This window comes from Acidithiobacillus sp., from assembly GCF_023255755.1.
Lineage (GTDB): Bacteria > Pseudomonadota > Gammaproteobacteria > Acidithiobacillales > Acidithiobacillaceae > Acidithiobacillus.
On the sequence record NZ_JAGDVS010000164.1, the window covers coordinates 38864 to 52270 of the forward strand.

The 13407-nt window shown below is 53.3% G+C and carries 17 protein-coding genes and 1 pseudogene; 11 read left to right on the forward strand and 7 right to left on the reverse strand.

Annotation, left to right across the window (positions count from 1 at the left end; translation table 11 throughout):
- Positions 1-101: 101 nt before the first annotated feature.
- Positions 102-1220: a tyrosine-type recombinase/integrase gene (locus Q0C48_RS11600; RefSeq protein WP_291524511.1), complete on the forward strand. Its 1119-nt coding sequence runs from the start codon at positions 102-104 to the stop codon at positions 1218-1220.
- Between the two features lie 672 nt (positions 1221-1892).
- Here the strand turns inward: Q0C48_RS11600 and Q0C48_RS11605 are convergent.
- The 6 genes from Q0C48_RS11605 to Q0C48_RS11630 form a co-directional block, all read right to left on the reverse strand.
- On the reverse strand, positions 1893-2597 hold the full coding sequence (locus Q0C48_RS11605; RefSeq protein WP_291524512.1) for an FAD-dependent oxidoreductase: 705 nt from the start codon (positions 2595-2597) through the stop codon (positions 1893-1895).
- 60 nt (positions 2598-2657) lie between these two features.
- Positions 2658-3020 (reverse strand): hypothetical protein, encoded by a 363-nt coding sequence (locus Q0C48_RS11610; RefSeq protein ID WP_291524514.1) that lies wholly within the window; start codon positions 3018-3020, stop codon positions 2658-2660.
- Between the two features lie 105 nt (positions 3021-3125).
- The gene (locus Q0C48_RS11615; RefSeq protein WP_291524516.1) at positions 3126-3629 is read right to left on the reverse strand and encodes a FeoC-like transcriptional regulator; all 504 of its coding nucleotides are present in this window, start codon (positions 3627-3629) and stop codon (positions 3126-3128) included.
- A gap of 75 nt (positions 3630-3704) precedes the next feature.
- Positions 3705-4313: a class I SAM-dependent methyltransferase gene (locus Q0C48_RS11620; RefSeq protein WP_291524518.1), complete on the reverse strand. Its 609-nt coding sequence runs from the start codon at positions 4311-4313 to the stop codon at positions 3705-3707.
- A 16-nt stretch (positions 4314-4329) separates the two neighbouring features.
- The gene (locus Q0C48_RS11625) at positions 4330-4572 is read right to left on the reverse strand and encodes an SHOCT domain-containing protein (protein WP_291524520.1); all 243 of its coding nucleotides are present in this window, start codon (positions 4570-4572) and stop codon (positions 4330-4332) included.
- Positions 4563-4937 carry a metalloregulator ArsR/SmtB family transcription factor gene (locus tag Q0C48_RS11630; RefSeq protein ID WP_291524522.1) on the reverse strand — a complete coding sequence of 125 codons (375 nt, stop codon included), beginning with the start codon at positions 4935-4937 and terminating at the stop codon, positions 4563-4565. Before Q0C48_RS11630 ends, Q0C48_RS11625 begins: the two co-directional genes overlap by 10 nt.
- 227 nt (positions 4938-5164) lie before the next feature.
- On the opposite strand from Q0C48_RS11630, the gene Q0C48_RS11635 reads away from it, so the two are divergent.
- A complete protein-coding gene (locus Q0C48_RS11635; protein WP_291524524.1) occupies positions 5165-5584 on the forward strand; it encodes a mercuric transporter MerT family protein in 420 nt (139 codons plus the stop codon).
- Positions 5585-5605: 21 nt separating this feature from the next.
- Here the strand turns inward: Q0C48_RS11635 and Q0C48_RS11640 are convergent, their stop codons facing one another.
- Complete coding sequence (locus tag Q0C48_RS11640) at positions 5606-5764, reverse strand: hypothetical protein (RefSeq protein WP_291524542.1); 159 nt, start codon at positions 5762-5764, stop codon at positions 5606-5608.
- Here Q0C48_RS11640 and Q0C48_RS11645 point away from each other — a divergent pair.
- The 9 genes and pseudogenes from Q0C48_RS11645 (at position 5700) to Q0C48_RS11685 (ending at position 13305) form a co-directional block, all read left to right on the forward strand.
- Complete coding sequence (locus Q0C48_RS11645) at positions 5700-5975, forward strand: cation transporter (RefSeq protein WP_291524539.1); 276 nt, start codon at positions 5700-5702, stop codon at positions 5973-5975. The genes Q0C48_RS11640 and Q0C48_RS11645 overlap by 65 nt on opposite strands.
- Before the next feature lie 37 nt (positions 5976-6012).
- Positions 6013-7683 carry a mercury(II) reductase gene (merA, locus tag Q0C48_RS11650; protein ID WP_291524541.1) on the forward strand — a complete coding sequence of 557 codons (1671 nt, stop codon included), beginning with the start codon at positions 6013-6015 and terminating at the stop codon, positions 7681-7683.
- A gap of 18 nt (positions 7684-7701) precedes the next feature.
- Positions 7702-8355, forward strand: a complete 654-nt coding sequence (merB, locus tag Q0C48_RS11655) for an organomercurial lyase (protein ID WP_291524526.1) — start codon at positions 7702-7704, stop codon at positions 8353-8355.
- Positions 8352-8819 (forward strand): MerR family transcriptional regulator, encoded by a 468-nt coding sequence (locus Q0C48_RS11660; protein ID WP_291524527.1) that lies wholly within the window; start codon positions 8352-8354, stop codon positions 8817-8819. Before merB ends, Q0C48_RS11660 begins: the two co-directional genes overlap by 4 nt.
- Complete coding sequence (locus tag Q0C48_RS11665; protein ID WP_291524529.1) at positions 8816-10924, forward strand: glycoside hydrolase family 15 protein; 2109 nt, start codon at positions 8816-8818, stop codon at positions 10922-10924. Before Q0C48_RS11660 ends, Q0C48_RS11665 begins: the two co-directional genes overlap by 4 nt.
- A pseudogene (locus Q0C48_RS11670) lies at positions 10921-11929 on the forward strand (ROK family protein). Before Q0C48_RS11665 ends, Q0C48_RS11670 begins: the two are co-directional and overlap by 4 nt.
- Positions 11919-12368, forward strand: coding sequence for a hypothetical protein (locus Q0C48_RS11675; RefSeq protein ID WP_291524533.1), 450 nt, complete (start codon positions 11919-11921; stop codon positions 12366-12368). Before Q0C48_RS11670 ends, Q0C48_RS11675 begins: the two are co-directional and overlap by 11 nt.
- The gene (locus tag Q0C48_RS11680) at positions 12365-12571 is read left to right on the forward strand and encodes a hypothetical protein (protein ID WP_291524535.1); all 207 of its coding nucleotides are present in this window, start codon (positions 12365-12367) and stop codon (positions 12569-12571) included. Before Q0C48_RS11675 ends, Q0C48_RS11680 begins: the two co-directional genes overlap by 4 nt.
- A 215-nt stretch (positions 12572-12786) precedes the next feature.
- Complete coding sequence (locus tag Q0C48_RS11685; protein WP_291524537.1) at positions 12787-13305, forward strand: peroxiredoxin; 519 nt, start codon at positions 12787-12789, stop codon at positions 13303-13305.
- The last annotated feature ends 102 nt before the right edge of the window (positions 13306-13407 follow it).

Here is a 13407-nt window from a genome sequence, read left to right on the forward strand (position 1 = left end):
ATGCCACATTTAGCCGCGTAAACTTGTATTTTACCGTATCCAGTGTTACAAGAGTGCAACATGAAGCCGTTTTCCCGTCCATGTTGCACCGGAGCACCGAGTTGGCCACTATTGTCTCACGAAAACAGAAGGATGGTACCCTTCGCCATACTGCAACAATTCGCCTCAAGCGCAATGGGGAAGCCTTCCATTGTGAGAGCCGGACGTTCCACAAGAAAGCGACCGCCAAAGCCTGGGCATTAGAACGCGAACAGGCGCTACGTGAAAACCCCAAAGAGGCTGTGCGTCCCTCATCGGCGTTGCCCATCGGCAAGATGATCGATCGTTACATTGAGGAAAAGCAAGCGGTCGAGCCGCTAGGTCGTAGCAAGTTGCAGCACCTGCTCCTATTGCGGAGACTGCCCATCGCGGAATGTATGGCATCCGAAGTTGATGCGCCGCGCCTTATCTCCCACATTCGTAGTCGCCGCGTGTCCGGAACAGGGCCATCCACCGTGCTCAACGATCTGATCTGGTTGCGGGTAATCTATCGCTATGCACGCGCGGCATGGGGCATCCCGCTGTCCATGGAAGCCATTGGAGACGCGACGGAGCTTTGCCGGGCCGAGCGACTGGTAGCGAGATCACGGAAGAGAAAGCGACGGCTCAAACGGGAAGAGATAGAGAGAATCTGCGAGCGATTTTTATCACTGGGCCACCGGAAATCCTCGCCACCCATGTATCTCATTTTTTGGTTCGCCATCTATTCATGCCGCCGGCAATCGGAAATCATGTCCATGCGACTTTCGGACTACGATCAGGACCGTGGAATCTGGCTTGTGCGCAACATCAAAAACCCTGGCGGATCGCAGGGGAACCATCAATGGATGCACATTACGGATGCCCTTCTGCCCGTCATTAACGCAACGATAGAGGACGCTGATCTGGTGGCACGCCGAAAAACGATGCAGGATGACCGCCTGTTTCCGTTTGATCCAAAAACCATCGGGTCATACTGGACGCGGCACATGCAAATCCTGGGAATCGAAGATCTGCATTTTCATGATTTGCGGCACGAGGGTTGTTCACGGTTGGCGGAAGATGGGCTGAGCATCCCGGATATTCAGCGTATCAGCCTGCATGAGTCATGGAGTAGCCTGCAAATCTATGTAAACAGGGATGCCCGCAGTCAATCGTTTACACGCGCCGAGTTTGAGCCTTCAGTTACCCAAAAGACGTAACCTTCCAGACTTTACTTAAAACCACCATACACCCCTAGAAAACTCCGCCTTACCCCTCAAAAAAACAGATTGATAAATATGGGGTGACTGACGGGGCTCGAACCCGCAATAATCGGAATCACAATCCGAAAGATCAAGAAGAAGACGTAATATAATCAATATTATATGTAAATATAGGCGTGCCATGAAGCGGTCACAGCAGACAAGGCTATGGCTATACTGTTCTGAGGCGGGCGCGGTATGGCCGCGAGAAGATGGGTTAGAAGACTATTTGCAAAATGTGGTTGGAAGCCCATGGACTTGTAGGCCAAAAACCTTAATAATTTATACTGGCTTTGAGTTGGAAGACACAACTCGGTGATGAGGGCATATAGAAGTATGCTGGTAGGAATGATAATGCTTCCGCGACCCGTGTATTCCTTATGCCAAAGGCTACCGGTGGAGTTTTTATGTTGAATGGCCGGTACAGACTGATTGCGGTCATTCGCAATTTAAACCCGTATGGCAACAAGGTTGGTACTGGATAGCTGCTAACCTCCAGAGGAGAGGGCATGAGTTGTCTAGGCATTAATCAAGTGTATGGCGCTAGATGCGGTTCCCGAATGGTGATGCACGACTACAAATGCCGAAGATAAAACAGGAATATTCGTTCGAATGCTTCTTTTACGAAAATCAAATTCTTCGAACGCCGCGGAAAATATTTCGAAACGGGGGTCTACCATCTTCCGATCTGTATAGCCACATGGCATCATTCTGCATGTCCAGTATACATGAAAGCTCCTGTCTATAAAGATTCGTGGATCTCTTACCGTTTAAAATGGCCTTCATATTTTTTGCCGCTGCGCTAGCTCGAAGTTGGGCCATGTGGGCTTGATGTGGCACCCATGGCGGTGGGTTTTCATGATTAGCGCAATCTCCCGCGGCAAAAACATGAGGCAGCCCCTTTACCTGCCCATATTTATCTACATCAATATGGCCACCAATAGACACGGGAAGGCATGACTTCTGCACAAGCGATGGTCCCGTTATTTCAGGAGAATAGAGGACCAAATCGGCCTTCCTGAACCTGCCATCCTTATCAGCCATCCCTCCATCTAAAAATTCTACTGGTGCATATCCATCGTCAAGGATAATCCCGCGCTCACGCAGTCGATCGGTTATCGCGCCTTTCTCTCCCGGACTTCTATCTGGGGAGAAGAAATGAATCTCAAAATTATTTCTTACCCCCCTTTCTCTCAATGCGTAATCCAGGAGGCAGGCGCATTCATACATGGGGCCGGGACGTCCGGCAACGAAACCGTCCATCCGGTTAATCTTGTAGCCGACATATATGATACCAGCACTCAGGGATTCCAGCTTCTTTACAAATACGTCCATCTCATCCGGACCATAACATGGCGAATATGTGTATTCTCCTGTTCCAGGAATGTCGTCTTTTCAAAAGGATGGCCATATACCAATAAATAGATAATCATTCTTGTATTCTCCATCATGGGTAATCACGGTCCGTCCGCCGTCCTGTATATCGACAACTGTACCCTCAATAAAGCGAATGTTTCGTCGTCTTAGGAATGGACGAATATCAATGGTGACATCTGCTTTGTTTCGCTTCTTTGTGAGAAATTCAGGAATTGCTGGAAAATAAATGAATTTACCATTTCCGATGACTGTGATGTCGTATCGGGAATATATCCTTCGAAAAAAATAGGCGATGACAGGAAAGATGGGGATGGCGAGAAAATACCTAACGAAAAACAGGGATGCGAACCCATTGCCTATGATGGTGATTTGTTTCTTCATCAGTATCCCCTTTCAACATGCTCAACGACATGATGCCCAATGCGCAAGCGATCAGTCCGGAGGACGCGCATCTGTACATGCCCGCCCCGGGGAAACCGTCAGCCGTTAGGACTTTTCGATGATTTCCGCATGCAGGCGGATCTTCCCTTGATTCTGCAGGTGGGCCAGCAGGGTGGTCACGCTCGCCGGACTCATGGACAGCGCAGCGGCCAGAGCCTCCGGGTCCAGGCTGCCGCGCTCCTCAATAAGCTTTAGAACATCACCTTCCCGGCCCGCGAGCCATTCTTCAAAAAGCTGGTGTAGTTCGGGCTGCGCATAGACCGCTAGGGAAGTGGTGCGACTCATGGTGTCCAGCATTTCCGTACACATTTCCATGCATGTCCCCATCATCTGTTGCATCGGATTGTCGCCGCTTTCCGCCCCTTCTCCTTTCTGGCCCATCATCTTCTGCATCATCGCCATGGGGCCTTCGCCGCCCTGTCCCCTCTGACCCATCATTTTTTTCATCATGCCCATGCCCATGCCCATGGGTTTACCACCGCCTTCTTTCGTCGGCGCGGCGGCTTCCTGCGGACTCTCCGCCTGACCTTCTGGTACTTTCGTTTCCATTTGAAACCTCCTGAACTGCAGAACCTGATGGAAAAGGAATGTCCTGGAACCTGCGGAACATCCCCACTTTTCCCGTTAACCGGGAAGCCGAAAAAGGGCGCCGTAATGATAAGGAGGAAGTTCGACCACGCGATCCAGCTGGAGGCCGGCGGCCTCGACGACGGCGCGCACCTGCTCCGGCGTCATGCGCAGCTCCGTGCGCGGTCCGCGGGCCTGCCCCAGGACCGGTGTTTCTTCCCGGGGACGGGCGTGCCAGTTGACGACGGCGAAGAGCCCGCCGGGCTTCAGGACGCGGGCGATCTCCCAGACCAGGCCCGTCTGCTCGGGCACGCCGTGAAAGGTGTTGGCCATGAGGCAGTAGTCCACCGGCTCGGGGAGCAGCCGATGCAGTGCCATGGCGTCGCCCTGCAGAAAGGTGCAGTTTTCCAGCCCAGCGCACACCGATGCGGCGGCGGCCAGCATCTGCTCGTCCAGATCGAAACCGAGGATTCGGCCGTCCTCCACCTGCCGGGCGAGGGCGGCGGTGAAATAGCCATCCCCGCAGCAGATATCCAGCACCGTCATGCCGGGCCTGACACCCAAATCCCTGATGACCCCCTCCGGATCGTGCCACAGGGCCTGCCACCAGTCGGGATCGGGCATGACCGTGGCCGGGAAAAATGCCGCTTGCTCTTTCGTATTCATCCCGACTCCTTCCCTGCTATTCCAGATCCTTGCGCATCTGCTGGTATTCTTCGCGGGTGATCTCGCCCCGGGCGTAACGCCGGTCCAGGGCTTCCCGCGGAGTTTCTCCTGAGTCGGGCGTTTCGTGCGAACCACCGCCCATGGCGCCGCCCATGCCGCCGCGCATCATAAAAACCATGAAAACCACCATCAGCACCAGAAAAAACAAAGGGAAAATCATCATCCAGGGCGTCCAGCCCCACCCGCCATTTATCCACATGAGTTGGCCCTCCTTTCGGTTATAGAAACGCTTTCGTTGCTAATATCTTCCGAATCCTGAGTATTGGCCAATGAGGCATGTGCGGCCACCCAAAGCTGCAACGATTGCAGGATCGCCAACAACTCCGGATCGGGGAGGCAATAGTAAATAAAGGCCCCCCGACGCTCTGCGCGTACGAGGCCGGCCTCGCGCAAGATGCGCAAATGGAAGGACACATTGGTTTGGGGCAGATCGGTGGCATGAATAATGTCGGTCACCGGCCGACATTCCGTCCCCAATGTGCAGAGGATGCGCAGCCGGTTGGGCTCAGCCAGGGCCTTGAGGACGGGTCCCAGGAGGACGGCGGGGCAGGATTCAAAATCCACGGCAGGCACCTCATTGACATAAGTCATGTTACATATGTATGTTTGCTCATACTACTTATGACGCATAGATTTTGTCAACGGATTTCGATGGGTTATTTTCCTCCTCCCACCCTCCCGCCGCCCTAAAAGATGGACTCTGATTCGCGCTTGACACCGTACTATAGTACGGCGGTTATAGTTCACCGTGAACGATGATGTTATCCGGATAAGCGGAGGTTCTGAACAACATGAATGTGAATGAAATCAAATCGGATCCATCGGAGAACGTTTGTGCCACAAGCGCATTGAATACGCCGAGCCTCCGACCGAAAGGGCTTTGGGGTTTGCTGGTGGCTGTCGTGGTGGGTTTCCTGGCATCGGCCTGCTGTGTTTTGCCGTTGTTGCTGATTGTGGCCGGTGTCGGTGGCGCATGGATGGCCAACTTGCGAATCCTAGATCCCTACGCTCCTTACCTGGATGTGATTGTTCTGATATTTCTGGGATACGCCCATATACAAAATTATCGCGAGCAAAAAGCTGCGGCCTGTGGCTCCTGTTCGTCAGGGGGGCGGTTAGGCCGGTGGAAAACGCCTCTTTTGTGGATGGGCACTGTTTTTGTGATTGTTATGCTGGCTCTGCCGCATGTGTTGCCGCGTTTGCTGATGTAGAAATTTTATCTTTCCATTAAATTAAGGAGTGAAAAGTATGAACTTCAAAGCAACTTCCAGGAAAAATTGGGTTTTAATATCTGCACTTTCAGTCGTTCTGGGCAGCATGATCGGCATGTCCACCGCATGGGCCACCCCGGCTTCCTCTGTGGTGGTCCATGCGGCATCTGCCACGTCCATATTTAAAGTGCCTTCTATGAGTTGTAGTGATAAGGCCTGTGAGACAGCCATTTATATTGCATTGCATCGCATGCCTGGAGTGGAGCATATCCGGATTGACGATATGAAAAGAACGGTAACTGTAACGTATGATTCCAAAAAGATGAGTGCGCCCGTTCTATTGCGGACCTTTCAGAGAATTGGATATCCCGCATCTTTAGTGCACGGATAAAATAGTGCAACCTGTTATGGATCCAGGAGAAACAATGATGGATAAGCATATTCAATTACAAATTTCTGGTATGACCTGCAGCCACTGCGCGGTGACCGTAGAAAAAGCGCTTAGTGGCGTCGCTGGTGTAAAAAATGCCAAAGCATCCTTCCCGGAAGGTTTGGCACAGGTGGATGTGACCGACAATGTTGCTGCCGCCGCGCTCATCGCCGCAACGACGAAGGCCGGTTATGGCGCCAAGATAATGGACACCACCACCACTACTGCCGCAGGCATGCATAGTCAAAAAGCAGGGGCTGCTGACGCCGATGGAAAGGGGTTGCATGTTGTCATTCTGGGTTCTGGTTCGGGAGCCTTCGCTGCGGCCATACGATCCGTTGAAGGGGGCGCGCGCGTAACCATGATCGAAAAAGGGACTCTGGGAGGAACCTGCGTCAACGTCGGATGTGTTCCCTCCAAAATCATGATCCGCGCCGCGCAAATGGCACATTGGCAGCGCGCGCATCCCTTCCATGGACTCGGTCATTGTGAACCCATAGTGCATCGCGCAGCCCTTGTGGTACAGCAACAGGAACGTGTTGACGAACTGCGCCACGAAAAATATGCCAATGTACTGACTTCGCACCCAGCTATCACTTTTCTGCAGGGAACGGCTCGATTCGCCGACGCGCACACCGTCATTGTACGTGCACCGGATGGCAAAGAGCAGTCCGTTGAGGGAGATCGCATCCTCATCGCTGTTGGTGCGCATCCGCACCGGCCTTCAATACCGGGCCTGGAACAAACACCCTATTGGACGTCAACAGAAGCGCTGGTCGCTGCCGATCTGCCACGTCACCTTGTGGTATTAGGTGGCTCTGTGGTGGCAGTCGAGATCGCCCAAGCCTTCCGCAGACTGGGTGCGAAAGTCACTATCCTGGCGCGTAGCACCTTGTTGTCCAAGGATGATCCAGCCTTGGGTGAGGGCCTGACGGCCGTATTTGAAGAAGAAGGTATTCGGGTGCTCAAGCATACCGTACCGGAATCTGTACATTATGAGAATGGACAGTTTGTGCTCCAGATCGCATCCGGCCCGCTCCGCGCAGACCAGTTGCTGGTGGCTACGGGACGTATACCAAACACGCAGGATTTAGGGTTGGAGTCCCTTGGCGTAGTGACCAACGAGATCGGAGCCGTCATGGTTGATGAGCACATGCGCAGTAGTGTCTCCCACATCTTTGCGACAGGAGACTGTACGGCACATCCTCAGTTCGTTTATGTCGCCGCTGCAGGAGGTACCCGTGCCGCAGTCAATATGTTGGGAGGTGATGCCACACTGGATCTGAGCGCCATGCCGGCTGTGGTCTTCACGGACCCTCAGGTGGCCACGGTCGGACTGGATGAACAGGCCGCAGAACGGCTGGGGATCAAAGTGATTAGCCGTACCCTGAGCCTGGACAATGTGCCGCGAGCCTTGGCGAATTTCGACACCAGGGGCTTTATCAAACTGGTAGCGGAAGAGGCATCAGGCAAACTCTTAGGGGCACAGATACTGGCCGCTGAGGGTGGGGAGATTGTCCAGTCCGCGGCATTGGCCTTGCGTGGCGGACTACGCTTCCAGGATTTGGCGGACCAGTTATTTCCCTACCTGACCATGGTTGAAGGCTTGAAACTCTGCGCTCAGACGTTTACCAAAGATGTGAAACAGCTGTCTTGTTGTGCCGGCTAGCGGAGAAGGAGAACGATCATGCGCCTCGATCATGTGGAAAGAGGACTGGAAAATCTGCAGAGGGATTTTCCTCTGCAGGCCAGGATAAGCAACGAGCCGGAGCTGATCCAGAGAACCCACACACAGATTTTGCGGTTCTGGATCGTCAGGAGTAATCCACCTTCGGCACAGCACTTCCCGGAGGCCGCATTGCGGAGGCTGATTGCACTGGACGCTGTGGTGTCCAGTGTAGAGGGACTGGGCGCTTATCCGTTCAGCGCCAAAGAAACCTCTATCCGTGTAGCCCATGGGAAACACCGGCCTACATTTGCGATGTGTGCCGTCGATGCGCTCGCGATCCCACTTTTCTGGAAGTCATTGGTACGCCTGGAGAGCCGGTGCCACGCCTGTGGCGTCGGCATTGAACTGGATCTGGGTCCCTGCGTGGATAGTCCATGTGCGGTGGATGCCCCGCTTGTGTTTATGCACTTTCTGAATCGTCAGACGCGCACGGAACATCCCGCATGTAGCGGGCTGTGTACGGCTATTTATTTTCTCTGCCCAGATTGCGCCAGGAACCTGACAGACACTGTGTACACGGTGCAAGAGGCGCAGTGTATAGGACAGATGTTTTTCGCCTTCCAGACCACGCTCCTGCAAGCCTTTCCTGAGCGGCAAGAGAACTGGTCATGAACAGGAACCCCCTGCAACCAGATTATCGCATCGGCGAGGTGGCCAAAGCCGCTGGTGTGCATGTGGAAACAGTGCGTTTTTACGAACGGCAAGGCCTTATTCCTCAACCGGTCAAACCCCATCTCGGCATCCGGCGCTATCCACAGGACACCATCGCGCGCATTCGTTTTATCAAGCACGCACAAATGCTTGGCTTTACGTTGCAGGAAGCGCGTGAATTGCTAGCGCTGCGGATCAATGACGCGCAAGCCTGCGATACGGTGCATCTTCAGGCACAAATCAAACTGTCTTCCGTGCACGAGAAAATTCAGGCATTGCAGAGCCTGGAAGTCACCTTAATGCGATTTATAAAGGATTGCGAGAATGAACGCTCCGGCAGCTATCATGGTTGCCCTATTTTGCAGTCCCTGGAAACCGTCGAAGTCATCACGAATGCATCGGTTTCGAAGGAAGGACGAAAATGAGCGATAAATCCATTTCCTATGGGCACGCTTTGGGCATGCCAGGACTTGCACCCGACTGGGCGCCGTCCCATAAGACGGGAGTGGGAACGGCTTTGAGTGCACGCTCACGCGTGTGGTTCACCATAGCCGATGGCGTGCTCACCGAATGCTATTATCCCCGAGTGGATACTCCCAATATGCGGGATCTCCAGTTTTTAATATTGGATGCCAACGGTGGCTTTCAGGAAGAACGTCGCGATTTGGTGCACACCGTGCGCTGGATCGAGGAAGGGGTACCCGCCTATCTCATCATGAGTGAAGATCCCGGCAAACGGTTTCGTTTAACCAAACAAATATGTACCGATTCCGAACGCGATAGTCTACTCATCCACCTGCATTTCGAAGTCTTGTCTCCAGAAGAGGGTCCTTATCGCCTCTTCCTGTTATGGGCGCCGCAGATTGGAAACACAGGCATGGGCAATCACGCCGTCTGTCAACGCGAACCCGATGGAACCGATTGGTGCCTCGCCTGTCGTGACGATATTACCGTCGCGCTCACGGGAACCACACCTTTTGTGCGCATGTCTGCAGGCTATGTGGGTGCCTCGGATGGCTGGCAGGACCTCCATTACCACCATGATATGCACTGGACCTTCTCCGAAGCAGGACCTGGTCATGTGGCGCTGACTGCAGAGCTGGATCTCGGTGTGGGCGAGTGCACCCTGGCTCTGGGCTTTGGTGCGTCCCATGAACAAGCGATGGCTCACGCCAGATTTTCCCTGACCATGGGATTCATTTCAATCCTAAGGGAATACAGCCGCGAGTGGCTCAGCTATCAGACGGATCTTCTCGACTTGTCTCCCTCCAGTGAGGATCACGGCAAATTATATCGTCGCAGCGTGGCCATTCTTCGTTGCCATTTCGACAAGGAGGAACCAGGGGCCGGTGTGGCTTCTCTTTCGATTCCCTGGGGTGAACAAAGCGACGCCACCAGCGCTCAAGGGGGTTACCATCTGGTCTGGCCGCGCGACCTGTATCATCTCAGCATGGGGCTGTTGGCCGCTGGAGATTGCGATACGCCTGTGCAAACCTGGCATTATCTGCAGCGTCGGCAAAATGCCGATGGATCCTGGCCACAGAATTTCTGGGTCGATGGAACGCCATATTGGCGCGGGTTGCAGCTGGATGAAGTGGCTTACCCCATCTTGCTCGCCTGGCGTTTATTCCAGGAAAGCCTGATCCCCGATCCGAGCGATACCGTCCATCGAGCTGCGGATTTTCTGGTCAGTCAGGGACCGGTCACGCCGCAGGATCGCTGGGAGGAGAATCGCGGTTACAGTCCGCAAACCCTGGCCGTGGTGGTGGCGGCCCTACGTGCCGCAAGTCAGCTCTGTGACAGCAAGAAGGGAAAAGCCTGGGGTTGTAATTACCATCAGGTGGCAGATTCCTGGGGCCAGCGCATTGAGGAATGGACCTTTACCCATTGCGGGCGACTGCTCCCAGGACACCCTGATCATTATGAGCGTATCGCACAGATCCCGGTTATCGATACCGGAGAGCACCTTCCCGAATGCCGGATATTTCTCCCCATTCGATACCTTCCGCCGGAGGCCATACATAGTCATTCCCAGTGCTGTGTCGTAGATGGCGGGTTCCTGTCACTCGTCCGTCTGGGCTTGCGGCGACCGGATGATCCCCATGTTCTGAAAACCTTGCCGGTCTGGGATGGGGTTTGTCGCCAGGAAACACCTTGCGGTCCCTGCTGGTATCGCTATAACGGCGACGGATATGGGGAACACGGCGATGGTGACCCATTCGATGGGCTTGGCCAAGGTCGTTTATGGCCATTGCTAACCGGCGAGCGAGGGCATTTTGCCATAGCCGCAGGAGAGGAAGTGACTTCCTATATCCGTGCCCTGGAGTGTTTTGCCAATGAGGGAGGTTGTATCCCGGAGCAGATATGGGATCAGGCAGCCATACCTGCAAAAGGCTTGTATCCCGGGCGTGGCACCGGCTCGGCCACGCCTTTGGCGTGGGCTCATGCCGAGTATATACGGCTTCTGCGATCAAGGAAGGATGGCGTGCCTTTCGATAGGCCCGCTTTCAACGCCGAAGGTTTGGCATGACGCCCGCCAAAACCAGTGTTCATCCAGCACTTGCCGCAGATCCGAAGATCCAGAGAAATGCGGCACTCCACCTGGGTCTGGATATCGGTGGCACCAATCTTCGTTTAGGTGTTTTTCGTGGACTTCGACTGCTTTCAGAATATCGCACAGCGCCCGACCTCTCGGAAGTTTGCAGGCACGCCGGAAATCGCGAAGACGCGCAGCGACTGGTGGTGCGTCTGGTTGGCGATGCCATCGCAGATGCTTTGTGCAAGCACAAGCAAGTGCAGCACATCGGCATGGGCATTCCTGGTTTTGTCGATCCCGGCAATAGCCTGTTGCTGCAGTCACCCAACTTACAGCATCTGGAAAATACAGACTTGATTTCACTCCTGCAGAAGCGATTTAGCCTGCCGGTGTGCCTGGTAAACGATGCCAATGCAGCTGCCTATGGCGAATATTTACTGGCCCGACCACATCACTCAGACCTTAGACATTTGCTCTATGTGGGGTTGGGGACCGGCATAGGCGGCGGACTGGTTCTGAATGGACAAGTCTATCCTGGTGCATACGGGAGCGCCCTGGAAATCGGCCATTTGATTGTGGAACCCAACGGACGTGTTTGTGGGTGTGGTAATCGGGGCTGCCTGGAACAATATGCTTCGGCGAGTGGAGTAAAGCTTAGTTACACAGAATATACCGGCTGTTATAAGACCGCTCGCGATATAGGACAAATGGCGGATGCCGGAGACCGTTCGGCGCGTCAGGCAAGCTGGTCGCGCCCTTGGCCAAGCCCTCGCACATTTGCAGAAAATTCTGGATGCCGATTTGGTCTGTATCGGCGGAGGGCTCATCGGCTCTTGGCCATGGATGGCCCCAGCCGTTCAAAGCGCATTGGATGCGGACCTGATTCCTATTCTGAGGGGACGGACAAGGATAACCCCCTCATCCAGCGCAGATTGCGCTGGCATGTTGGGCGCGGCATATATCGGATTAGAAACGGCAGAGGTGCCCCATGACGAATAATGTAAACGCTTCTGATCGTTCTTTTTCTGATATTTACAATGGGATACTGATTGGAGTTCGGCAATGGAGTGATTGGGATACTTTGACAAGGTATCTACGCGAAAACAACCATGGACAATGGTATGTATACTACCTGAACGCCACAGTCCCTAACATGCCACTCTCCGTGGCAACGTTTGATAAATTCATTCAGGAGATAGATCGCCTGCTGCGCACCGATCATGACGAGCCCTACTTGGGCATCGTTTATTTCGATGATCCTGGAAATCCAAAATTTATCAAAATATACGACCCCAACAATCTGGGGGCATCCTGTGGGTGCAGCGGTAAAATCATCCTCCCCGGATGGATAATAAGTTTGGTCGCGCCAGAGGACCTGTCAGCCCATGCCGTAGTTCCTGAGGGGCGGAGAAGGTGGTGGGCAAGAATATTTACATGAAAACGCTGCAGATATTGCGCTCTTCTCAATTGCGACGCACCGTCTTGATTGCGGTCATTGTAGGTACTCTACTGACTTTGGTGAATGAAGGCGGGGAGATGTTTTTAGGGGTTGTAACTATCGGCATTACATTGAAAATAATTTTCAACTATCTGACTCCTTTGGTTGTGGCGAATCTCGGATGGTTTTTTTCACAAAATTGAATGCCTCACGAACAGTGAGTAACCACAAATAATTGGCATGGCATGGTTCTGTATAAAATCCCTAAGTATTACACAGTCAAATTGGGCGGAGCGAAGGCGACAGGGGAGATGTCATCCTTGCAGATGTGCATATCCAATCCCGTACGTCGGTGCGCAGAGTCAACCCCGCGTCTTTTGATAGAGGCCAATAGATTCATCTAGAAGAGAGATTAAAAATGAACAAGCGAATATTCAAAATATGGGCAAGCGTTATTTTCGTATTCCTGATGCCAGAAATGGCTTATGCGGCCCCCGTTGTCACTATCTCCCATCCCGTCCTCGCAGGCATATCACTCCCAGATCTGTCTGGAGGTTTGGTGAACTTAAGCCATCTTGAAGGAAAAGTAATGGTGATTAATTTGTGGGCAAACTGGTGTCCAGTTTGCCATCATGAGGCACCGGATTTTGCTCGTCTCCACCGGAAACTTGGATCTAAAGTTCGCTTCGTTGGTATAGCGCTGGATGGCAAAAAATCTGCCCAGAAATTTATACACGATGAGCACCTTAATTATCTGACGCTCTTGGCGGGGTCGCATCCTGGCAAGGTGCTCTCAGCGATTGGGGATAGAAATGGAATGCTTCCCTATACGCTTATCGTCGCTCCCGATGGACATGTTGTGCAACGTCACCTGGGATTCTATCCGGCGCGCCAACTTTCAATAGAACTTAAGCGTGTCATGCAAGGCCGTCACTAGCAGCCTGTCGGACTTTCACGGGCCAGCCTATTGAGGTATAATTATTTATAATTCAATATGATGAGTGAACGATGGCCCACTTTATCGATCCCGACCGCAAGA

Bases quoted from the DNA above. Each gene is read 5' to 3' on its own strand.
- Q0C48_RS11660 (WP_291524527.1), top strand. From the start codon at position 8,352: ATGAACAGGAACCCCCTGCAACCAGATTATCGCATCGGCGAGGTGGCC.
- Q0C48_RS11680 (WP_291524535.1), top strand. From the start codon at position 12,365: ATGAAAACGCTGCAGATATTGCGCTCTTCTCAATTGCGACGCACCGTC.
- merA (WP_291524541.1), top strand. From the start codon at position 6,013: ATGGATAAGCATATTCAATTACAAATTTCTGGTATGACCTGCAGCCAC.
- Q0C48_RS11645 (WP_291524539.1), top strand. From the start codon at position 5,700: ATGTCCACCGCATGGGCCACCCCGGCTTCCTCTGTGGTGGTCCATGCG.
- Q0C48_RS11605 (WP_291524512.1), bottom strand. From the start codon at position 2,597: ATGGACGTATTTGTAAAGAAGCTGGAATCCCTGAGTGCTGGTATCATA.
- Q0C48_RS11615 (WP_291524516.1), bottom strand. From the start codon at position 3,629: ATGGAAACGAAAGTACCAGAAGGTCAGGCGGAGAGTCCGCAGGAAGCC.
- merB (WP_291524526.1), top strand. From the start codon at position 7,702: ATGCGCCTCGATCATGTGGAAAGAGGACTGGAAAATCTGCAGAGGGAT.
- Q0C48_RS11610 (WP_291524514.1), bottom strand. From the start codon at position 3,020: ATGAAGAAACAAATCACCATCATAGGCAATGGGTTCGCATCCCTGTTT.
- Q0C48_RS11625 (WP_291524520.1), bottom strand. From the start codon at position 4,572: ATGTGGATAAATGGCGGGTGGGGCTGGACGCCCTGGATGATGATTTTC.
- Q0C48_RS11635 (WP_291524524.1), top strand. From the start codon at position 5,165: ATGAATGTGAATGAAATCAAATCGGATCCATCGGAGAACGTTTGTGCC.
- Q0C48_RS11665 (WP_291524529.1), top strand. From the start codon at position 8,816: ATGAGCGATAAATCCATTTCCTATGGGCACGCTTTGGGCATGCCAGGA.
- Q0C48_RS11640 (WP_291524542.1), bottom strand. From the start codon at position 5,764: ATGGACGTGGCAGATGCCGCATGGACCACCACAGAGGAAGCCGGGGTG.
- Q0C48_RS11675 (WP_291524533.1), top strand. From the start codon at position 11,919: ATGACGAATAATGTAAACGCTTCTGATCGTTCTTTTTCTGATATTTAC.
- Q0C48_RS11620 (WP_291524518.1), bottom strand. From the start codon at position 4,313: ATGAATACGAAAGAGCAAGCGGCATTTTTCCCGGCCACGGTCATGCCC.
- Q0C48_RS11685 (WP_291524537.1), top strand. From the start codon at position 12,787: ATGAACAAGCGAATATTCAAAATATGGGCAAGCGTTATTTTCGTATTC.